This is a genomic window from Nonomuraea sp. NPDC049625 (genome assembly GCF_040675285.1).
GTDB classification, from domain to species: domain Bacteria; phylum Actinomycetota; class Actinomycetes; order Streptosporangiales; family Streptosporangiaceae; genus Nonomuraea; species Nonomuraea angiospora_A.
The window spans coordinates 1-19,190 of the sequence record NZ_JBFAOQ010000037.1 but is presented as its reverse complement, the minus strand read 5'-3'; the positions used below and the strand labels follow the sequence as shown (position 1 = coordinate 19,190).

The window sequence follows — 19,190 nt, the reverse complement described above, 5'->3', positions numbered from 1 at the left end:
CCAAGGAGAAGGTCCATGCCGAAAGAATCGTACGAATCACCGCCCGGCCACTGGCGCGCCGAGATCACCCGCACGCAGTGGCTGGTCCTGGCGGGCACGACGATGGGCTGGGCCCTCGACGGGTTCGCGGCCAGCCTGTACGGGCTGGTCCTGGGCCCGGCGATGACCGAGCTGCTGCCGCACAGCGGTATCGCCGCGGACGCCGGAAGCATCGGCCTCTACGGCGGCCTCACCGTCGCGCTGTTCCTCCTGGGATGGGGCACGGGCGGCATCCTGTTCGGAATGCTGGCGGACCACTTCGGACGCGTCAAAGTGCTGTCGGCCGGCATCATCACGTACGCCGTGTTCACCGCGCTGGCCGCCTTCGCCGACACCTGGTGGCAGCTCGGCGTGTTCCGGTTCATCGCCGGCCTCGGGTCCGGCGTGGAAGCTCCGGTCGGCACCGCGCTGGTCGCCGAGGCCTGGCGCAACCGCTACCGGGCCCGGGCATCCGGCGTGATGATGTCCGGCTACGCCATGGGCTTCTTCATCGCCGCGCTGGCCTACGCCGTCCTCGGCGGGCACGGCTGGCGGCTGATGATGGGCATCGCCGTCATCCCCGCGCTGCTGGTGTACTTCATCCGCCGGCACGTCCCCGAGCCGCCGGAGATCAGCGGCAGCATCGCCGCGCGCCGGGAGCGGAAGGCCCGCGGGCACCGCACCGCGCAGGACCGGTTCGTGCTGCGGCGGCTGCTGACCCGCCCGTTGCTGAGGCACACGCTGATCGGGACCGGGCTGGCCACCGGTTCCCTGGTCGCCTTCTGGAGCGTCTCGACCTGGTACCCGCAGGTGATCCGGCAGGCGGCCGCGGCCGCGGACCTGCCCGCCGCCGTCGCCAACGAGCGCGTCGCGGTCGCGTCGATGCTGTTCAACGCGGGCGGCATCCTCGGCTACGCCAGCTGGGGCTTCCTCGCCGACGTGATCGGCCGCCGCAGGGCCTTCGCCACCAGCTTCGCGATCTCCGGCGCGAGCGTGGCGTTCCTGTTCCCCTTCTCCCACACCCACACCACGTTCCTGCTGGTCATCCCGATCGTCGGGTTCGGGCTGTACGGCGCCCTGTCGGGGATCCTGGTCTATGGACCCGAGCTCTTCCCGCCGAGCGTGCGGGCGACCGGCATCGCGCTCTACAACGGGATCGGACGCTACATCACCGCGAGCGGCCCGCTGGTCGCCGGCGTCGTCGCCGCCTCCTGGTTCGGCGGGGACCTCGGGCTCGCCACGACGTGCGTCGTCGCCGTCGGGTTGCTGGGCTCGCTCGCGCTGTTCGCCGCCCCCGAGACCCGCGGCGCCCCGCTCCCGGACGATCCCGTGCCCGCCGCCCCGTCGAGCCATCCCGACCGCGACGCGGTCAGCGCCGGAGAGGAGACCCGGTGACGTCCCGCTACGAAGGTGCCCGCGCCGCCGTCATCGGCGGATCCATCGGCGGGCTGACCGCCGCCCTGCTGCTGCGCGACCTCGGGTTCTCGGTCGAGGTGTTCGAGCGCACCCCCACCCCGCTGGACGGGCGGGGCGGCGGGATCGTCCTGCAGCCCGACACCGTACGGTGGTTCACCGAGCGCAGTACGCAGAGCCTCGACGCTCTGAGCACCGCGACGGAGTACGTCCAGTACCTCGACCGCGACAACGGGATCGTGCACCGCGATCGGCGCCGCTGGACCCATACCTCCTGGGGCACCTTCTACCGGGGCCTGCTCGCGGACTTCGGCACCGACCACTACCACCTCGGGGAGTTCGCCTGTGGCGTCGCGCAGGAGGCCGAGCACGCCACCGTCCGGTTCGTCAGCGGCCGCCGGGCCGAGGCCGAGCTGGTCGTCTTCGCCGACGGCATCACCTCGACCGGCCGTCCCCTGCTCGATCCCGGCGCCCGGCTCGAATACTCCGGCTACATCGGCTGGCGGGGCACCGTACCGGAGCACGAGCTGAGCGGGACGACCCGCGCCCTGCTCGGCGACGCCATCTCCTACAGCGTGGTGCCGCACTCGCACATCACGCTCTACCCGATCCCCGGCGAGCGTGGCACCGGCCAGCGGGACCGGCTGATGAACTACGTCTGGTACCGCAACGTGCCGGCAGGCGGACAGCTCGCGGAGATGCTCATCGACAAGCGCGGCTTCACCGGCACCGTGTCCCTGCACCCGGGCCAGGTCCAGGACCGCTACGTCGAGGACATGCGAGAGGCGGCCTCCCGGTTGCTCGCGCCCGCCGCGGCCGAGGTCATCACGGCCACCGAACACCCCTTCATCCAGGTGGTCTCCGACATCCGCTCCACGCGGATGGCCGACGGCAGGGTGGCCCTGGTAGGCGACGCGGCCGCGGCGGCACGCCCACACGCCGCCGCGGGCACCGCCAAGGCGGCCGCGGACGCCTGGGCGCTCGCCGACGCCCTCGCCGCCGCCGACGGCGACATCCCCGCCGCCCTGCGCAAATGGGAGCCCGGGCAGCTCGAACTCAGCGCCAGGCTGCTGGAGCGCGTGGTGGCGATGGGGGAACGCTCGCAGGTCCACAACACCTGGACGCCCGGAGACCCCAGCCTGCGCTTCGGGCTCTACGGCCCCGGCCGCTGACACACAACCAGATGAGGAGATGAGATGTCCGACACCGCTTTCCTGTCCGACCTGCCGCTGGCCGGCGACCTGGTGGCCACCGGCTTCGACGGCTGGTCCGACGACCTGCGTGCCGAGTTCGACGCGCACGCCCACGACGGCGAGGTGGGCTCGAGGCTGCTCAGCGCGAACGACCGGGTCCGGGTCTGGGAGATCAGGCTCGCGCCCGGCGAGCGCTGGCACGCCCATCGGCACGTCCTGGACTACTTCTGGACCGCGGTGAACGCCGGCCGCAGTCGCCAGCACACCAGTGACGGGACCACGCGCGAGGTCTCCTACTCCGCCGGTGAGACACGGCACTTCGCCTTCGGGGCGGGGCAGTACCTGTTGCACGACATCGAGAACATCGGCGACACCGACCTCGTCTTCACCACCGTGGAGCACCTCGACAGCGCGAACGCGCCGCTCCCGCTGCCCGGGGCCGTTCGATGATCGGTCCCCTCGCGGACGGCCCGATCGACGTCCACGCGCACTGGCTGCCGCCCGAGTTGTTCGACCTCCCGCCGGGGGCGCCGTACGGCCCGTTGCACGACCGCGACGGTGAACTCCACCTCGGCGACGTCCCGCTGTCCATCCCGACCCGGGCGATGAGCGACGTGCCCGCGATCCTGGACGACATGGCCGCCGCCGGGATCGGGGTCCGGGTGCTCTCGGCTCCTCCGTTCGCCTTCCCGGTCGCCGGCCCCGCCGCACCGTACGTGGACGCCTTCAACGACGCGCTGGCCCAGGTCGTGAGCGGCTCGGGCGGGGCCCTGGCCGGGCTGGGCCTGGTGTCCCTCGACGACGCGGAAACGGCGACGGCGCAGCTCAAGCGGCTCGCCGCGCTGCCCGGGGTCGCCGGGGTGGCCGTCCCGCCCGTGCTCGCCGGCGCTTCGCTCGACCGCGGCGTGCTGCGGCACGTCCTCGGCGTCGCCGCCGCGGAGGGGCTGTCCGTGCTGGTGCACCCCATGCAGCTCCCGCGCCCGGAGTGGCGCGACCACTACCTCGCGAACCTGGTCGGCAACCCGGTCGAGACGGCCACCGCGGTCGCGGCGCTGTTGCTCGGCGGGGTCGTCGAGCAACTGCCGGACCTGCGGATCTGCTTCGTGCACGGCGGCGGATGCGCGCTCGGCCTGCTCGGCCGCTGGGACCACGGGTGGCGGACCCGCGCGGACGTGCGGCGCGACTCGGCCCGGCCGCCGGGCGAGAGCGTGCGCTCGTTGTGGTTCGACACCGTCACCCACGACCGCGCGCTGCTCGGCCTGCTCACCGCGAAGGCCGGGAAGCAGGCCGTGGTGTGCGGCAGCGATTATCCCTTCGACATGGCGCAGCGCGACCCCGTCGGTTTCGCCGAGGCGGGCGGCCTCGACGTGGCCACGCTCGCCGTCAACGCGCGCGCGTTCCTGGGGTTGCCGGCATGAGCACGCTCTTGAGCCCGCTGACGCTGCGCGAGCTCACCCTGCCGAACCGGGTGTGGCTGTCGCCGATGTGCCAGTACAGCGCCGGCCCGGACGGCGTACCGGCGGACTGGCACCTCGTCCATCTCGGCGCCCGGGTGACGGGTGGCTTCGGACTGGTGCTCACCGAGTCCACCGCGGTCTCGCCGGAGGGGCGGATCAGCCCGCGGGACACCGGCTTGTGGTCGGACGAGCAGGTCGCGGGCTGGCGGCGGATCACGACGTTCGCGCACGCGCACGGCACACCGATCGGCGTGCAACTCGGCCACGCCGGACGCAAGGCGTCGACGTTTCCGCCCGGGCTCGGGAGCGGCTCGATCCCGGCGGCGGACGGCGGCTGGACCGCGCTCGGGCCGTCGCCGCTCGCCTACCGCGGCTATGCCACACCCGCACAGGCGAGTGCCGCCGACCTCGACCGGATCGTGGCGGACTTCGCCGCCGCGACCCGGCGCGCGGCCGCGGCCGGCTTCGACGTCGTCGAGATCCATGCCGGGCATGGATACCTGTTGCACCAGTTCCTCTCGCCGCGCGCCAACCGGCGGACGGACCGCTACGGCGGCGGCTTCGACAACCGGGTCCGGCTGCTGCTGGAGGTGGTCGATGCCGTGCGCGGGGCATGGCCGGCCGAGCGCCCCCTGCTCGTCCGGGTCTCGGCCACCGACTGGGTGGACGGCGGCTGGACGCCGGAGGAGACGGTCGATCTCGCCCGGCTCCTGCACGACCGCGGAGTGGACCTGCTCGACGTCAGCACCGGCGGGCTGGACCCGGACCAGCGGATCCCGGTCGGCCCCGGCTACCAGGTCCCGTTCGCCCGGCAGGTGCGGGACAAGGCGATGCTGCCGGTCGGCGCGGTCGGCCTGATCACCGACCCGGACCAGGCCGAGACCGTGCTCGGCGAGGGCTCCGCCGACGTCGTCCTCCTGGGGCGGGAGGCACTGCGCGATCCGTCGTGGCCGCTGCGCGCGGCCGCGCGCCTCGAACCGGCCACCCTCCGGGACCGCTATCCGCGGCAGTACCTGCGTGCCGTCTGAATCAGGTCGTCACACGGCGATCTTCTGCAAGGTCTTCCCCTTGGCGTCGGTGATGACGAGCCTCAGCACGTCCGTTCCCGGGGGATACTCGATGGCCCAGAGCCCGAGCCCCGGGCTGACATTCCGGGCGAGGTTCGCCTGAAGCCTCCGCCCGTCCTTGGTGACGGCCGTCACCCCGTGAACGTCGTCCTTGGCGACACCGAACCAGACGGCTTTGCCCCGAAGCTTGCCCTGGATACGGGCGAACTCCTTGGTGAGCGGCGGAAAACCGGAGCAGGAGCTACCGTTCGGGCCGCTTTCGCACAGGAAGAGCTCACCCTTGCGGGGCGCGTCGCTCACCCACATCATCAGCGGCGGTACGGAGGCGATCGTCCCCTTGGGGGGATGCTTCTTCTTGAGTTCCGCGAATCCCCTGCCGGGCCGTGGCGTGACCGTGATCGTGACCATGGCGGACGGCGCGGTGGGCAGGGCGGCGACGATGCTGTTCTGGCGCTCCGACCACGGGTGAACCGGCCAGGCCACGAGAACGGCCGCGGCGGCCCCCACCGCCGACGTCGCGGCGACGGCAGCATGACGGCGTCTGCGCCGGGCGTGTCCCGTCGCCATGGCCCGGCTCACGTTCGTCGTGCTCGGCGGCCCCTCTTGGCGCGCCAGCGAGTCGAACACCTCTTTGACATCCATCACGATTCCTCCGTACGTGCGAGACGGGACTCCGGCGCGTCGAGCAGCGAGCGCAGGGTGGCCAGGCCGCGCGCGGTCTGGCTTTTGACGGTTCCGGTGGAGCAGCCCAGCGCGTGGGCGGTCTGCTCCACGCTCAGGTCACAGTGGAAGCGCAGCACGAGGGTGGCGCGCTGGCGGGCGGGAACGGCGGCCAGAGCCCGGTTGACGTCCATGACCAGGTCCCGGTCGCCGCCCTCGGCCGGCCGGTCGGACGGAGTGGGCGTCAGCCGTACCCGGGAGAACCAGCTCCCTCGCTGTTCGGCGAGGAAGACCCGGATCAGCATCGTGCGCACGTAGGCGTCGAGGTCGTCCGCGGCCCGTGCCTGGCGCCATTTCACGTAGAGCCGCGTTATCGCCGCCTGCACCAGATCGTCGGTGCGGTGCCAGTCCTGGCACAACGGGTATGCGATCTTCCTCAGCCAGGACAGCCGGACACTCACATAGGCGGTGTACTCCTCGTCAAGGCTCATTGGTCTCCCCGATAGATGACTTCACACCCCAGGAGATGCGTCCGGCCCGGGCGCAGGTTGCAACACGCCGGCCGATGGATGGTCGCTCAGGCGGAAGTGACCAGGTCGTGAGCGGCCTCGGCGAAGGCGCGGACGCGGGCGGTGGCGCCGTCGGACCGCCACAGCAGTCCCCATCGCAGCGGCGGCGCGTCGCTGATGTGGACGTAGGCGACGTCGGGGCGTGCGTAGTAGCGCCTGGCCTGGGCTCCGACGGGGAAGGCGCCGTGGCCGGCGCCGATGAGGGTGAGCATCTCGTTGAACGTCGAGGCCGCGGGACCCGGCTCGATCGGCCGTCCGGAGGGAGTGACGCCGGGGGTGCGGTCCTGTCGCAGCGAGACGGGCAGGGTGTCCGGTAGCTGGAGGAGCTTGACCCTGGCCAGGTCCTCGAGCGAGACCGACGTACGGCGGGCGAACGCGTGCCCGGACGGCACGGCGAGCATGCGCGCCTCGGACACCAGCACCGGGCCGGTGGCGATGTCCGGCTCGTCGATGGGGAACGTGCCCAGCGCGAGATCGACCTGGCCGTCGCGCAGCCAGGGCATGAGATCGACCATCTGCGCCTCGCGAAGCCGCACCTCGCAGTCCGGCAGCCGCCGCTGGAACAGCTCGGCGGCCCCCGCGAGCAGCTGCCCGCCCGCCGCGCCGACGAAGGCCACCCGCAAGGTGCCCGTCAGGCCCCGACCGGTGTCGATCGCCCGCGTGAACGCGGCGGCGATCTGGTCCCAGGCGGGCCGGACCTCCTCGTACAGTCGCCGCCCCACCGGGGTCAGCTCCACCCGGCGGCTGGTACGGGTGAACAACGGCACCCCGGTCCGGCGCTCGAGCTTGGCGATCGTCTGGCTGATCCGGGCGGTGGACACGCGCAGCCGCTCGGCGGTACGGCCGAAGTGCAGCTCCTCGGCCAGGGTCAGGAACGCCTCCAGCTCATGCCGCTCGAGCACGTCACCTCCAGATCGTTAACTGTCGCTTCACGATCCTTCCACAGAGCCGCGTTGATCGCCCTTCGCCCCGGGACGAGAGTGGTACCCGCCAGACACCCTCTGACCTGCACGGGAGCAAGCCATGTACGTCACCGCCGACCACGCCGTCGCCACCCCGGCGAACGACCCGGACGCACTGGTACGGGAGCTTCGGGACCGCGCCGAGATCCTCGACGCGCTGTACCGGTTCGGCCTGGGCCAGGACCTCAAGGACAAGTCGCTGTTCGCCTCCGCCTTCGCCGCCGGGGCGGAACTCGACTTCCGCCCCGCCGCCGCCAAGTGGGGCGGCCGGCCGCCGGTGATGTCCGGGCGGGACACGATCGTCGGCACCATCCTGACCATGTTCACCGGCCGGGTGGACACCACCCACCAGGTCACCAACCCCCGCATCGCCGTGGACGGGGACACCGCGCGGCTGACGGCCCTGGTGGAGGCCCAGCATCTGCTCACCGCCGACCACGCCGTCTTCGCCCTGCTGAAGAACCCCTATGACGTCGACCTGGTCCGCGACGGCGAGCGCTGGGTCATCCGCCGCGTGCGCATCGACAACGCCTGGTACACCGGCGACCCCACAGCGATCTTCGGCTCCCCGGCGACGCCTTCACCCCGGCCGCGCTGAGCCGAATGCGGCGGATCCGCTTGAGCGATGCATACTGCATATGCATACTTAGTATCCATGTCGATCAGGCACGGCCTGCTGGCGCTGCTCAGCAGAGGGCCTCGGCACGGCTATCAGCTGCGGGTGGAGTTCGAGGCCTCGACCGGGGCGACCTGGCCGCTCAACATCGGCCAGGTCTACGCGACGCTGTCCCGCATGGAGCGCGACGGCCTCGTCGAGCCGGGCGAGTCGGACGAACAGGGCCGGGTCGCCTACACGCTCACCGCGGCCGGCCGGGCGGAGCTGGCGCGATGGTTCAGCACCCCCATCGTCCAGTCCGACCGGCCGCGGGACGAGCTGGTCATCAAGCTGGCCATGGCCGTCGAGGCCAAGGAGGTGGACGTCGCCGAGGTCATCCGCCGGCAGCGTACGGCGACCATGCGCGCTCTCCAGCAGCTGACCAAGGCCAAGCGAGCTGTGACGGGAGGCGCGGCTCAGCGGCTGGTGCTCGATTCCATGATTTTCCGGGCCGAGGCCGAGCAACGGTGGCTGGACCACTGCGAGGCCGTTCTCAAGGAGGAAACATGACGGTCGTACGGCTGGCCGAGGTGGCCAGAGTCCACGGCGAAGGGGCGACAGCCGTACACGCTCTCAAGGGCGTGAGCCTGGAGGTCGACGCGGGGGAGCTGGTCGCGGTCATGGGCCCGTCCGGGTCGGGCAAGTCGACCCTGCTCAACCTCGTGGGCGGGCTGGAGCAGCCCACGTCGGGCACGGTGCACGTCGACGATCAGGACCTGGCCGCCGTACGCGACCTGGCGGCATTACGGCGGCGCAGCGTCGGCTACGTCTTTCAGGACCTCAACCTGATCCCGTCGCTGACGGCGGTGGAGAACGTGATGCTGCCGCGCGAGCTCGACGGCGCGCGCCCACGCCTCGCCCGCGAGGAGGCCATGGTCGTGCTGGCGGAGACCGGCGTGGAAGAGCTGGCCGACCGCTTCCCCGACGAGCTGTCCGGCGGCCAGCGCCAGCGGGTCGCGATCGCCCGCGCTCTGGTCGGCGAGCGGCGCCTGGTGCTGGCCGACGAGCCGACCGGCGCGCTCGACACCCGCACCGGCGATGAGATCCTGCAGGTCTTACGCGCCCGCTGCGACGCGGGCGCGGCGGTTTTGCTCGTCACCCACGAGCCGCGCTACGCCGCCTGGGCCGACCGGGTGGTGTTCCTGCGTGACGGGATGGTCGCGGATTCCACGGACGTGCCGCTGGAGAGCGCCCGATGAGCGCCGTTCTGGTCGCGCTGCGCCTCGCCCGCCGCAACGCGTGGCGTTCCCGGGGGCGAAGCGCGCTCATCATGGTGATGATCGGCCTGCCTGTCCTGGTGATCACGGCGATGCTCACCCTCACCGCGACCATGAGCGTCAGCCCGCGGGAGGGGCTGGTGGCCGAGCTCGGCGCGGCCGATGCCCTCCTCATGCAGGCGCCCGAGGGTACGGTGCTTCGCCAGGAGCCGAACGGGACGAGCTGGAGCGGGGGCGGCGGCGGAGCGACCGTGCCCCGGCGCAGCGCCGCCGAGGTGGGGGCGCTGCTCGGACCGGGCACCCGGGTGATCCCGTTCGATGCCGGTGTGCTCCAACTGGGGACCGAGCGGGTCGAGGCGCTGCGGACCGACCTGCGCGATCCCCTCACCAAGGGGATGCGGACACTGAGCGAGGGCAGGTTGCCCGCGGCCGCCCGCGAGGTCGCGGTGACCTCCGCGTTCGGCCTGCGGCCCGGCGATCTGCTGCGGCCGTCCGGCGCGGCGCCGCTGACGGTGGTGGGCGTGGTCGAGCACCCGAACCGGCCCTCTCTGCGGCAGGTCGTCGGTCCCGATCTCCCGCTGGCGTCGGTGAATGAGTTCTGGTCTCCGCGCGAGAACGGCACCGGATGGCTCGCCGACACCGCCGAGCCCGTGTCCTGGACCCGCGTGAGCGCGCTGAACAGCGCCGGTCTGTACGTCACCTCGCGCGCCATGATGACGGACCGTCGCTCGTGGACTCGTGACTCGGGCTTCGACGTCCAGTCCACGGTCGGGATCGGCACCATGGTGATCATGGTGGTGCTGGTGACCGTGCTGCTGGCCGGGCCCGCTTTCGCGGTCGGGCTCAGGAGGCGGCGCCGGGAACTGGCCGAGATCGCGGCCCAGGGCGGCTCGGCCGCGCAACTGCGGACGATCGTGGTGGCCGACGGACTGGTTCTCGGCGGGGCCGCCACCCTCGTGGCGACGGTGCTGGGCATCGGGGCGGGAACGCTCGGCGCCCCGATCATGGCGCGATGGGGAGGACAGGTCGGCCCGCCGGAAGTGCCGTGGCCGCCGGTTCTGGCCGTCGCCGCTCTGGGCCTGCTCACCGGGATCGTGGCAGCGCTGGTGCCCGCCGTACAGGCGGCTCGGCAGAACAGCGCGGCGGTGCTGGCCGGCCGGACGCCCGCGGTGGCCGATCGGCCGGGATGGCCGCTGGCGGGGGCCGCGCTGGTGCTGGCCGGACTGGGGGCGACCGTGGTGGCGCGGCGCCAGCCGGGCTCGGTGTGGGTGCTCGCCTCCGCCGTGCTGGTCCTGCTCGGGCTGGTGGTGCTGACGCCGTGGCTGGTCCGTTGGACGGGGCGGCTGGCCGGGCGGTTGCGGCTCCCGCTGCGGATGTCCGTACGTGACGCGGTCCGCCACCGATCCCGTACGGCGAGCGCGGTGGCGGCGGTCATGGCGGTTACGGCCACCGTCGTGGCGGTGGGCATCGGCACGTACAGCGAGTACATGGACCAGCGCAACGCCTACACCTCGGCGCGCCCGACCGGCATGCTGGCGATCTGGGCCGGAAACATCGGCGATCCGGCCTGGAGCAGGCTTCGCGCCGAAGCCGCCCGCCAGCTGCCGGGCGTGCCGCTGGCCGCCGGTTACCAGGTGAAGGACGCCAAGGGCCACCGCTACGCGTTGCGGTACACGGTGCGATGGAACGGCACCCGCACGCGTCGCACGGTGGCCGTCGGAGACCAGACCCTGCTCAGGCTCCTGCAGGGGCGCCATGATCCGCAGGCGGCCGCGGCGCTGGCGAGCGGGAAGGCCGTGGTGTTCGACCCGGCCGCGCTGCGGGACGGCAAACTCGCGCTGCGGGCGAGCTCCACGTCCGGCCCCGCGCGCAAGCTCGACGTGCCCGCGGTGCTGGCCACACCCGCCGACGAGCACCAGGGGGGCGCCCTGCTGCCGCGTGCCCTGGTGGAGCAGGCCGGTTTCGCGACGGCGGAGCGCCAGCTCTACGCCATGTACCGGCCGTCGGCGAACTCGACGCTGGCGCGTGATCTGGCCAAGGTGACCCCCCGCGTCACGGTCGCCTCCGAGGAGGGCTACCGCAACATGCCCGACCCCGCCCCCGGCCTGTGGCGCTGGCTCGGCGGCGCTCTCGTCCTCGTCGTCGGCGGCACGCTGGCCGCCACCCGCCTGGCAGCCGCCGACATGCGGCCCGAGCGGGCGACGATGGTGGCCATCGGCGCCCCGCCCAGGATGTCGCGGGCGGTCGTGGCGGGCCAGGCCCTCTACATCTCCGGGCTCGGCGCGCTGGTGGGGCTGCTCGCGGGAACGGTGACGGGCCTGGCCCTGACCCGGCCGATGACGACGCACGGCGCCGGAGATCCCGCCACGATCGCGATACCGTGGCCGTTTCTCGTCGCCGTGGTGGTCGGGCTGCCCGTTCTGGCGAGCGCGGCGGCGCTGATCACCCGGACCAGGCTGCCCCTCGCCCGCCGGCTCCTGTGACACCGACCGGCTGGACGGTCGCTCATCCTTCGGCCAGGGGCGCGCCTCGGTAGGCGCGCCAGAGGGCGAGGTCGTAGCCGAGGCCCAGGGCCGCGCCGAGCAGCAGCGGAGCTCCCAGCGCGGCCAGCGTGCCGGTCAGCAGCGTGGTGGCGGCGATGGGAGCGGCCGAGACGGCGATGCTGCGGGCCATGCTGGTCATGCTGGCGGCGGCCGTGCGGTGCGCGGTGGGAACGACCGCGGCCGTGAAGGCCTGCCGCGCCGGTACGTCGATCTTGGAGACCGTCTGGCGGAGCAGCAGCAGGGTGACGGCGGTGGCGAGGTTCTGGGCGAACGGGATGCAGGCCAGCAGCAGGTTGGCCGCCGTGTGCGGAAGGAGCATGGTGGCCAGCAGGCCGCGCCGGGCGGCCAGCAGCGGCGCGGTGAGCTGGGCCAGGGCCGGCAGCAGGTTGGCGGCGAAGAACACCAGGCCCAGTTGCGTGGTGGTGGCGCCGTAGCGGTGGGCGAACCACCAGGCCAGCACGGCCTGGACGGCCAGCCCGCCGGACAGGGCGTCCAGGGCGGACAGCCCGGCCAGCAGGCGGACCTGGCCCGGCACCCGCACGCGGTGCACGCTCCGGTCAGGTCGTGCGGTCTCGGGGGCCTCGGCCTGCGGCGACAGGTGCCAGAACAGCGTCACGGTGCCGGCCGCCAGGACCGCGTACAGGGCGAAGGCGGCGTCCGGGGCCGATGTCCACGACTGGAGCCCGAGGGCGGCGGCGGCCAGGCCGCCCAGCGCGCCGGATGCCATGGCGGTGACGTTGTAGCAGGTGAAGATGGCCGTATGGCGGGACGGGGGGCAGTTCTGGGCGAGGATCGCCTGCTCCACCCCGGAGAACGGGGTGTTGTCGTTGGTGGAGGGCGAGATCGTCCCGATGAAGGCGGCGGCGACCAGCACGGGGTAGGACTCGCTGAATGCGAACACGACGCCGGTCACCGCCATCAGGCAGCCGCACGCGATCAGCGTTCGCCGCCGTCCCCACACGTCGGCGAACAGGCCCAGCATCAGGCTCGCGAACACCGAACCGGCGGCGGCCACGGCCAGCAGCAGCCCGGTCTGCCAGGGTGCGTCGCCGTCCTGGGCGAGCAACTCGGCCAGGAGCACGCTGGTGCATCCGTACCCGAAGGTCCGCAGTGCCCGGGCGGCGATGACCAGCAGGCCGTTACGTCCCACTTCGGCGGGAAATCGGCCCCTGAGCTGCGCATATGGCATGCGGCATGATGGCGCGGGCAATACCCCGGGCACACGGCGAACGCGCGAAGACAGGCAAAGATCTTCCTGCGGCCGCCGCGCGCCCACGACCGAGCCGGGCACCCGAGCGGGGGGTGCCCGGCGCCTGGTTCAGCCGTCCTCGGGCTCGGAGGCGTCGCCCTTGCCCTCCTGCTCGTGCTGGTCGTCCGCCTGGCCCTGCTTGCCTTCCTGGCCGTTGTCGTCGTTGCCGTCCTCGGCTTCGGCCTGCTCGCCGGCCTGGTCGTCGTCGCCGTCCTCGGCCTCGGCCGTCTGGCCCTGCTCGTCTTCCTTGGTGCCCTCGTCGGGCTCCGCGCTCTCCTGGGGCGTGGCGGCCTCGTTCTCGGCGGGGGCGGCGGAGGACTGGGTGGAGGCGGGGGCGGGGCTCTGGCCGGTGGAGGAGGCGAACGCGGCGGCTCCGCCGCCCGCGACGAGGACGGCCACGGTGGCGAGTCCGGGGATGAGCATGGACTTACGCATTGAAATATCTCCGATGCATTGACGTCGTACTGACCCCGTCAGTCTGCGCAAACGTGGGACAGCGGAAGGTTCGGCCATTCATAACGCGGGGTTAATCCTGGTCCGAAGCCGGGCGGCGAGGGTCCCCGACAGCGGGTTAGCGGGGCGTTTACCTTGTATCTGCCACTCTGGAGGGGTGACAGCGCGGGGCGTGCCGCTGCGGCGGCGGGTGCTGGTGGTGATCGTGAGCGTGACCGCCCTGGCCGTCGCGCTTTTCCTGGTGCCGCTGGCGGTCGCGGTGAGCCTGCTCTTCCACGACCAGACCGTGGCGGCCCTGCAACGCGACGCGGCCTGGGTCGCCGCCGCCGTGCCCGACGAGCCGCGGACGCCGTTGAGACTGCCGACGGGCATGTCGGGTGACCTGGCCATCGGCGGCTACAACGTGACCGGCGCCCGGCTGTTCGGCGACGGTCCCGCCCACTCACGGCTGACCGTCTCCAGCAAGGACGGACGCGTCCACGACGCCGTCGAGGGCGGTTTCCTGGCCGTGTCCGCGCCGGTCCCCTCCGACGAGGGCACCGCCGTGGTCATCCGGGTGGCGACACCGAACGCGCAGGTCGAGGAGCGCGTTCACGAGGCATGGTTGCTGTTGGGCGGACTCGCGCTGATCGTGATCGCGTTGGCCGCGGGCGCGGCCGTGCGGCAGTCGGCCAGGCTCGCCGCACCGCTCGAACGGCTCACCACCGCGGCGCAGGCCCTCGGAGGCGGCGACTTCAGCGTCCGCGCCTCCCCTTCCGGCCTGCGCGAGGCCGACCAGGCCGGGCAGGCCCTGGAGTCGACCGCCCGCCGCCTCGGGGCCGTACTGTCGCGCGAGCGGGCCTTCAGCGCCGACGTCTCCCATCAGCTCCGCACAGGTCTGACCGGCCTGCTGCTCGGCCTGGAATCCGCCCTGTCCCGCCCCGGAGCAGACCTGGTTCCGGCGGTACGGGCCGCGTTGAGCAGGGGCGAGCGGCTGCAGGAGGTGATCGACGATCTCGTACGACTCAGCCGCGACAGCCGCGTGCCGGCCGAGCACCTCGACGTCGGCGGGCTGATGGAGGAGGTCCGGCAGGAGTGGCACGGTCCGCTGGCCGAGCACGGCCGCCGCCTGACGATCACCGTGGAGCCGGAACTGCCGCCGGCGACGGCTCAGCCCGCGGCCGTCCGGCAGATCCTGCGCGTACTCGTCGACAATGCGGTACGTCACGGCCACGGAGAGGTCGCGGTCACCGTCTCCGACGTCGGCCCCGGGCTGGCCATCGAGGTGGGCGATCACGGGACGGGCGTGGCCGAGGGCGTCGATCCGTTCGTCAGGTCCAGCGGCGACAGCCACGGCATCGGCCTTGCCCTGGCCCGCTCGCTGGCCGAGGCCGAAGGCGGCAGGCTGGTGCTCAGCCGGGCCAGACCGCCGCTGTTCAGCCTGCTGCTGCCCGGCCGCGGCAGGTGATGGTCATGGCTCGTAGCGGTAGCCTCGCCCCCGCACCGTGACGATCCGCTCCATCCCCTCGCCGTGCTCGGCCAGCTTGCGGCGCAGCGCGAACACGTGCACGTCCAAGGTCTTGGTCGGACCGAACCAGTTCTCGTCCCACACCTCGTCCATGAGCTGCTCGCGCGTCACCACCTCGCCCGCCCGGCTCACCAGCGCCGCCAGCAGATCGAACTCCTTGGGCCGCAGCGCCACCTCCGCCTCCCCGACGTAGGCGCGCCGGGCGGGCAGGTCGAGCCGCAGCCGCCCGGCGGTCAGCAGCCGTTCCCCCTGGGCCGGTCCGCGGCGCCGCAGGTGGGCGCGGATCCTGGCCATCAGCTCGGTCAGCCGGAACGGCTTGGTCAGGTAGTCGTCGGCACCCGCGTCGAGCGCCACCACGACCTCGAACTCCTGGGTACGGGCCGTGAGCACGACGATCACCGTGTCCGGCGCCCTTGCCCGGAGCCGCCGGCACAGGGCCACCCCGTCCACGTCGGGCAGCCCCAGATCCAGCAGGACGAGATCAGGCTGCTGCCGCTCCGCCGCCCGTAGCGCCTCGGCCCCGTCCGCGGCCGGCTCCGCCTCGTAACCCTGGGCGGCCAGCGCCTCGACCAGCTCGGACCGGATGACCAGGTCGTCCTCCACGACCAGCACGCACGTCATGCGCCCGATGGTACGGGCTGCGTCGTCAAGGGCGGTCGAGCTGCGCGGGCGGCCCCCGGACCGCTTCTCCCGGGGGCCGCGATGGCAGACGACGTCAGGGCCTATGCCGTCGGGATTTCGCGCACGAGCCGGGAAGACCAGGGGCACCAGACATAGCCGGGCAGGAACGCCCCGCCGGCCTCGTCCAGGTTCTCCTCGACGTAGGGGATGGTCGCGTCGCAGACCTCGATCGCGACGTCGAAGAAGTCGATCGTCTCGGACCGCAGCTGGTAGCTCCAGCGAGGGTTGTAGGGAGCGGGGCGCGGCACGATGCGTCCGATGACGTGTGGCCTGTCCGCGGTGGCGCCGCTGAGCAGGTCGCGGGCGTGCTGGATCTTGTCGGGGTCGGTGATTTCGACGATGAACCGTGCCTGGGTGAAGTCGGTGAACTCGAAGTAGGCCCGGGCCGCTGCCTGGGCGGGCACGGGGGCGGCGAAGCCGAGCGTCGCGATGGCGGCGATTGCCGTGACGGTCCTGGTCAGGATGCTGCGCATGGAGACCTTTCACCTCGTACGATTACTGTGAGTAGCTTTTCCATGCGCTAAGTAATCACAGGAGGGTGAGGGCGTCCCCTGCCGTCACAGTGATAACGCTGTCACCGCGTGCAACGGTCTCAATCGCCGCCTCCGGCTGAAATCCCGGCCTGGGTGAACAGGAGCTCGCACAACGGCGCCTGGCGGTTGGCCGCCAGGCTGCCCACCGGCTCCCCGGCCCGCGCCGAGGTGCGATGGCCGGACGGCGAGGTCTCGCAGGTGCCGCTCATCACGGCGGAGCGGGCGTACGCGGAGTTCAGCAAACCGGCCGGTCTCATCGAAGAGGAGTGTCCGGCCAAGGGATGCCGCCTCCTCCGGGTGACCGGGGCCAGGCTGGGCAAGGTCCCGCTGGAGACCAGCCGAGGCGCGATCCAGGTGCCCGCCTGGATGTTCACCGTCGAGGGGGTCGAGCAGAAGAAGGTTCACGTGGCGGTCGACCCCTCGGCCGTCACCGCCCGTCCCGAGCGGGTGCAGGGGAGCGTCGAAGAGGTGATGGCGTTCGGCCTCGTCGCCGGCAAGCCAAGAGAGCTGCTGCTCCGCTACGGGTACGGCGCCTGCGACACCGTTCACGGGGCACGCGCCTACGAGACCGGACAGTTGGTAGTGGTCGACGTGGACGAGGAGGACTCCGGCTCGGGCAAGCCCTGCCCGGCGATACTCAAGACGGCCACGACCACGGTCACGCTCGCCCGGCCGCTTGGAGACCGCCTCGTGCTCGACTCCGGTACGGGGCTGCCGGTGCTGCGGCGCGCCCGCGACTCGTAGCGCTCTGACGTGCGGTTATGTCCCGATCGGCTGGGTATCCCGCCCCGGAGGGCACACCCTACAGCGGAGGGTGCGGAGATGGCGCGTTGTCTGGTCACCGGGGCGACCGGCTACATCGGCGGCCGGCTGGCCCCCGAACTGCTCGCGGCAGGTCACGAGGTCCGATGCATGGCACGATCCCCTGAGAGACTGCGGGACCTGCCCTGGGTGGCGCGGACGTCGGTCGTCAAGGCGGACGCCACCGATCCCGGACAGACCCGGGAGGCCCTGGACGGCATCGAGGTGGCCTACTACCTGATCCACACGATGGGCGGGGCAGGACAGTTCGCCGAGAACGACCGCAGGGCCGCCGAGACGTTCGCGGCGGCGGCCGAGCAGGCGGGGGTGCGTCGCATCGTCTACCTCGGTGGGCTCGTCCCCAGCGAGCGGCTTTCCCCTCATCTGCGGTCCAGGGCGGAGGTGGGCGAGATCTTCCTGCGGGCAGGCGTGCCGGCGGTGGTGCTGCGGGCCGCGGTCATCATCGGCTCCGGTTCGGCGTCGTTCGAGATGCTGCGATACCTGACCGAACGGTTGCCGGTCATGACGACGCCCCGCTGGGTGCACACCCGCACGCAACCCATCGCCGTACGGGACGTGCTGCGTTACCTCACCGCCTGGGCGAGCGTGCCCGACGAGGTCAACCGTGCCTTCGACATCGGCGGCCCGGACGTGCTGACCTACGCCGACATGATGCACGGGTACGCGTCCGTGGCCGGTCTGCCCCACCGCGCGATCATTCCCGTGAGGGTGCTCACCCCGAGGTTGTCGAGCCTTTGGGTGGGCCTGGTCACCCCGGTCCCGTCGGGGATCGCGCGGCCGCTGGTCGAGTCACTGCGCAATGAGGGGATCTGCGGCGAGCACGACATCGCTCGCTACGTGACCGACCCGGAGGACGGGTTGATCGGTTTCCGCGAGGCCGTCTCACTGGCGCTCAAGAAGATCAAGGAGGCGGACGTCGCCACTCGCTGGTCCTCGGCCTCCACACCCGGCGCCCCTAGCGACCCGCTGCCGACCGATCCCGACTGGGCGGGCGGCAGCCTCTACATCGACTGCCGCAGCCTCCGGGTGGACGCGGACCCCGAGGCGTTGTGGCAGGTCATCGAGGGTATCGGCGGTCACAACGGCTGGTACTCCCTTCCGGTCGCCTGGCACCTGCGCGGCCTGCTGGACAGGCTCTTCGGCGGCGTCGGGCTGCGCCGCGGGCGGCGTGACGCACACCGGCTGAGGACGGGCGACACGCTCGACTTCTGGCGGGTGGAAGAGGTGCTGCCCGGCCGCCTGCTGCGGTTGCGCGCCGAGATGCGACTGCCGGGCCTGGCCTGGCTGGAACTGAGCGTCTCCCGCTCCGGCGGTAGCACCTTCTACCGGCAGCGGGCGATCTTCCATCCGCACGGCCTGCTCGGGCACCTCTACTGGTGGGCGATCAGCCCCTTCCACGGCCTGATCTTCGGGCGCATGCCCGTCAACGTGGCGGCGGCCGCCGCCCGGCGAAAGGCCGTGCCCGCGTAGGACCCCCGGCGGGAGGTACGGGCCGCCGCCACGGCCGATTCACCGGTGGCCGGCACCGGCCGTCGACGATGCGACGACGAAGGCGGCCGGGAGTGCCACTCGTCGGCGTGGGTCGCTTACCTTCCTTGAGAGGTCGGGGTCGTGCAGGTGACGCCGGTGGGGGCGGTCGAGCCGTTGCCGTTGGCGGTGAAGCCGAAGGTGGTCGTTCCGTTGGCGGCGATGCTGCCGTTGTAGGGGGTGTTCTTGACGGTGACCGCGCCGGTGGTGCCGGTGTTCACGCCGTTCCAGAGGCTGGTGATGGTCTGGCCGCCGGCCAGGGTCAGCTTCACGGTCCAGCCGTCGAGTGCGGACGGCCCGTTGTTGGTGACGGTCAGCTCGCTCTGGAAGCCGGTGCCCCAGTCGTTGACCAGCCGGTACGTCGCCGTGCACCCGCTCGGCGTGGGCGTGGGGGTGGGCGTCGGTGTCGAGGTGGTGCCGCCGCTGACCCGGTAGACGACGGTGCCGTGCGAGGGCACGGCGGCCGAGATGGTGCCGGTGCTGGTGCCGGCGGCGTTCGTCCAGGTGTCGCGCAGGGTGAACGAATCGCCCGTCAGGCCGATCGCGGACGCGGTGGTGCTGATCGTGGTGTGCTGCCGCCCTGGTTGAACAGGGCGACCGCGACGTCGCCGTTGCCGAGCTTCTTGGCCAGCACGCGCCGGGTTCCGTCGTTGCTGACCTGGCG

The 19,190-nt window shown here is 72.3% G+C and carries 21 protein-coding genes; 12 read left to right on the top strand and 9 right to left on the bottom strand.

Annotated features, from left to right (window positions below; all coding sequences use genetic code 11):
• Positions 1-15 precede the first annotated feature (15 nt).
• The 5 genes from AB0J87_RS62580 to AB0J87_RS62560 are packed head-to-tail and all read left to right on the top strand — an operon-like array spanning position 16 to position 5,109.
• Positions 16-1,413 carry an MFS transporter gene (locus AB0J87_RS62580; RefSeq protein ID WP_363985287.1) on the top strand — a complete coding sequence of 466 codons (1,398 nt, stop codon included), beginning with the start codon at positions 16-18 and terminating at the stop codon, positions 1,411-1,413.
• Positions 1,410-2,603 carry an FAD-dependent monooxygenase gene (locus tag AB0J87_RS62575; protein ID WP_363985285.1) on the top strand — a complete coding sequence of 398 codons (1,194 nt, stop codon included), beginning with the start codon at positions 1,410-1,412 and terminating at the stop codon, positions 2,601-2,603. Before AB0J87_RS62580 ends, AB0J87_RS62575 begins: the two co-directional genes overlap by 4 nt.
• A 24-nt stretch (positions 2,604-2,627) precedes the next feature.
• Complete coding sequence (locus AB0J87_RS62570) at positions 2,628-3,074, top strand: hypothetical protein (protein ID WP_363985283.1); 447 nt, start codon at positions 2,628-2,630, stop codon at positions 3,072-3,074.
• On the top strand, positions 3,071-4,042 hold the full coding sequence (locus tag AB0J87_RS62565) for an amidohydrolase family protein (RefSeq protein ID WP_363985281.1): 972 nt from the start codon (positions 3,071-3,073) through the stop codon (positions 4,040-4,042). Before AB0J87_RS62570 ends, AB0J87_RS62565 begins: the two co-directional genes overlap by 4 nt.
• Complete coding sequence (locus tag AB0J87_RS62560) at positions 4,039-5,109, top strand: NADH:flavin oxidoreductase/NADH oxidase (RefSeq protein WP_363985279.1); 1,071 nt, start codon at positions 4,039-4,041, stop codon at positions 5,107-5,109. Before AB0J87_RS62565 ends, AB0J87_RS62560 begins: the two co-directional genes overlap by 4 nt.
• A gap of 9 nt (positions 5,110-5,118) precedes the next feature.
• Here the strand turns inward: AB0J87_RS62560 and AB0J87_RS62555 are convergent, their stop codons facing one another.
• The 3 genes from AB0J87_RS62555 to AB0J87_RS62545 all read right to left on the bottom strand — a co-directional run bounded on the left by AB0J87_RS62555 (position 5,119) and on the right by AB0J87_RS62545 (position 7,279).
• A complete protein-coding gene (locus AB0J87_RS62555) occupies positions 5,119-5,790 on the bottom strand; it encodes a hypothetical protein (protein WP_363985277.1) in 672 nt (223 codons plus the stop codon).
• The gene (locus AB0J87_RS62550; protein WP_363985275.1) at positions 5,790-6,299 is read right to left on the bottom strand and encodes a SigE family RNA polymerase sigma factor; all 510 of its coding nucleotides are present in this window, start codon (positions 6,297-6,299) and stop codon (positions 5,790-5,792) included. Before AB0J87_RS62550 ends, AB0J87_RS62555 begins: the two co-directional genes overlap by 1 nt.
• An 86-nt stretch (positions 6,300-6,385) precedes the next feature.
• A complete protein-coding gene (locus AB0J87_RS62545) occupies positions 6,386-7,279 on the bottom strand; it encodes a LysR family transcriptional regulator (protein ID WP_363985273.1) in 894 nt (297 codons plus the stop codon).
• 121 nt (positions 7,280-7,400) lie between these two features.
• Here AB0J87_RS62545 and AB0J87_RS62540 point away from each other — a divergent pair, with 121 nt between their 5' ends.
• From AB0J87_RS62540 to AB0J87_RS62525, 4 genes are read left to right on the top strand one after another with little or no spacing between them, the layout of a single operon-like run.
• The gene (locus tag AB0J87_RS62540) at positions 7,401-7,937 is read left to right on the top strand and encodes a nuclear transport factor 2 family protein (protein ID WP_363985271.1); all 537 of its coding nucleotides are present in this window, start codon (positions 7,401-7,403) and stop codon (positions 7,935-7,937) included.
• A gap of 57 nt (positions 7,938-7,994) precedes the next feature.
• On the top strand, positions 7,995-8,504 hold the full coding sequence (locus tag AB0J87_RS62535; RefSeq protein WP_350742052.1) for a PadR family transcriptional regulator: 510 nt from the start codon (positions 7,995-7,997) through the stop codon (positions 8,502-8,504).
• Positions 8,501-9,193: an ABC transporter ATP-binding protein gene (locus tag AB0J87_RS62530; protein WP_363985268.1), complete on the top strand. Its 693-nt coding sequence runs from the start codon at positions 8,501-8,503 to the stop codon at positions 9,191-9,193. Before AB0J87_RS62535 ends, AB0J87_RS62530 begins: the two co-directional genes overlap by 4 nt.
• The gene (locus tag AB0J87_RS62525) at positions 9,190-11,694 is read left to right on the top strand and encodes an FtsX-like permease family protein (protein ID WP_363985266.1); all 2,505 of its coding nucleotides are present in this window, start codon (positions 9,190-9,192) and stop codon (positions 11,692-11,694) included. Before AB0J87_RS62530 ends, AB0J87_RS62525 begins: the two co-directional genes overlap by 4 nt.
• Before the next feature lie 22 nt (positions 11,695-11,716).
• Here AB0J87_RS62525 and AB0J87_RS62520 read toward each other — a convergent pair whose 3' ends face one another.
• Both AB0J87_RS62520 and AB0J87_RS62515 read right to left on the bottom strand, forming a co-directional pair.
• Positions 11,717-12,904 carry an MFS transporter gene (locus AB0J87_RS62520; RefSeq protein ID WP_363985264.1) on the bottom strand — a complete coding sequence of 396 codons (1,188 nt, stop codon included), beginning with the start codon at positions 12,902-12,904 and terminating at the stop codon, positions 11,717-11,719.
• Positions 12,905-13,072: 168 nt separating this feature from the next.
• Positions 13,073-13,438, bottom strand: a complete 366-nt coding sequence (locus AB0J87_RS62515) for a hypothetical protein (protein ID WP_363985262.1) — start codon at positions 13,436-13,438, stop codon at positions 13,073-13,075.
• A 175-nt stretch (positions 13,439-13,613) separates the two neighbouring features.
• Between AB0J87_RS62515 and AB0J87_RS62510 the strand changes: the two genes are divergently transcribed.
• Complete coding sequence (locus tag AB0J87_RS62510) at positions 13,614-14,903, top strand: HAMP domain-containing sensor histidine kinase (protein WP_363985260.1); 1,290 nt, start codon at positions 13,614-13,616, stop codon at positions 14,901-14,903.
• A gap of 3 nt (positions 14,904-14,906) precedes the next feature.
• On the opposite strand, the gene AB0J87_RS62505 is transcribed toward AB0J87_RS62510, so the two are convergent.
• Together AB0J87_RS62505 and AB0J87_RS62500 are read right to left on the bottom strand one after the other, a co-directional pair.
• Positions 14,907-15,584, bottom strand: coding sequence for a response regulator transcription factor (locus AB0J87_RS62505; protein WP_363985258.1), 678 nt, complete (start codon positions 15,582-15,584; stop codon positions 14,907-14,909).
• A 101-nt stretch (positions 15,585-15,685) separates the two neighbouring features.
• A complete protein-coding gene (locus tag AB0J87_RS62500) occupies positions 15,686-16,117 on the bottom strand; it encodes a calmodulin-binding protein (protein WP_363985256.1) in 432 nt (143 codons plus the stop codon).
• 153 nt (positions 16,118-16,270) lie between these two features.
• Between AB0J87_RS62500 and AB0J87_RS62495 the strand changes: the two genes are divergently transcribed.
• Both AB0J87_RS62495 and AB0J87_RS62490 read left to right on the top strand, forming a co-directional pair.
• Entirely contained in the window at positions 16,271-16,921 is a 651-nt protein-coding gene (locus AB0J87_RS62495; protein ID WP_363985254.1) for a hypothetical protein, read from the top strand.
• A 78-nt stretch (positions 16,922-16,999) separates the two neighbouring features.
• On the top strand, positions 17,000-18,469 hold the full coding sequence (locus tag AB0J87_RS62490; protein ID WP_363985252.1) for an SDR family oxidoreductase: 1,470 nt from the start codon (positions 17,000-17,002) through the stop codon (positions 18,467-18,469).
• Between the two features lie 116 nt (positions 18,470-18,585).
• Here the strand turns inward: AB0J87_RS62490 and AB0J87_RS62485 are convergent, their stop codons facing one another.
• Together AB0J87_RS62485 and AB0J87_RS62480 are read right to left on the bottom strand one after the other, a co-directional pair.
• Positions 18,586-19,089: a cellulose binding domain-containing protein gene (locus tag AB0J87_RS62485; protein ID WP_363985361.1), complete on the bottom strand. Its 504-nt coding sequence runs from the start codon at positions 19,087-19,089 to the stop codon at positions 18,586-18,588.
• On the bottom strand, positions 19,059-19,190 hold a 132-nt coding region (locus AB0J87_RS62480; RefSeq protein WP_363985359.1), incomplete at its 5' end, for a hypothetical protein. The genes AB0J87_RS62480 and AB0J87_RS62485, both read right to left, overlap by 31 nt.

Coding starts and splice junctions, on each gene's coding strand:
- AB0J87_RS62580 (WP_363985287.1), top strand. CDS start 16: ATGCCGAAAGAATCGTACGAATCACCGCCCGGCCACTGGCGCGCCGAG.
- AB0J87_RS62570 (WP_363985283.1), top strand. CDS start 2,628: ATGTCCGACACCGCTTTCCTGTCCGACCTGCCGCTGGCCGGCGACCTG.
- AB0J87_RS62540 (WP_363985271.1), top strand. CDS start 7,401: ATGTACGTCACCGCCGACCACGCCGTCGCCACCCCGGCGAACGACCCG.
- AB0J87_RS62525 (WP_363985266.1), top strand. CDS start 9,190: ATGAGCGCCGTTCTGGTCGCGCTGCGCCTCGCCCGCCGCAACGCGTGG.
- AB0J87_RS62505 (WP_363985258.1), bottom strand. CDS start 15,584: ATGACGTGCGTGCTGGTCGTGGAGGACGACCTGGTCATCCGGTCCGAG.
- AB0J87_RS62490 (WP_363985252.1), top strand. CDS start 17,000: ATGGCGCGTTGTCTGGTCACCGGGGCGACCGGCTACATCGGCGGCCGG.
- AB0J87_RS62535 (WP_350742052.1), top strand. CDS start 7,995: ATGTCGATCAGGCACGGCCTGCTGGCGCTGCTCAGCAGAGGGCCTCGG.
- AB0J87_RS62555 (WP_363985277.1), bottom strand. CDS start 5,790: ATGGATGTCAAAGAGGTGTTCGACTCGCTGGCGCGCCAAGAGGGGCCG.
- AB0J87_RS62530 (WP_363985268.1), top strand. CDS start 8,501: ATGACGGTCGTACGGCTGGCCGAGGTGGCCAGAGTCCACGGCGAAGGG.
- AB0J87_RS62565 (WP_363985281.1), top strand. CDS start 3,071: ATGATCGGTCCCCTCGCGGACGGCCCGATCGACGTCCACGCGCACTGG.
- AB0J87_RS62500 (WP_363985256.1), bottom strand. CDS start 16,117: ATGCGCAGCATCCTGACCAGGACCGTCACGGCAATCGCCGCCATCGCG.
- AB0J87_RS62515 (WP_363985262.1), bottom strand. CDS start 13,438: ATGCGTAAGTCCATGCTCATCCCCGGACTCGCCACCGTGGCCGTCCTC.
- AB0J87_RS62550 (WP_363985275.1), bottom strand. CDS start 6,299: ATGAGCCTTGACGAGGAGTACACCGCCTATGTGAGTGTCCGGCTGTCC.
- AB0J87_RS62560 (WP_363985279.1), top strand. CDS start 4,039: ATGAGCACGCTCTTGAGCCCGCTGACGCTGCGCGAGCTCACCCTGCCG.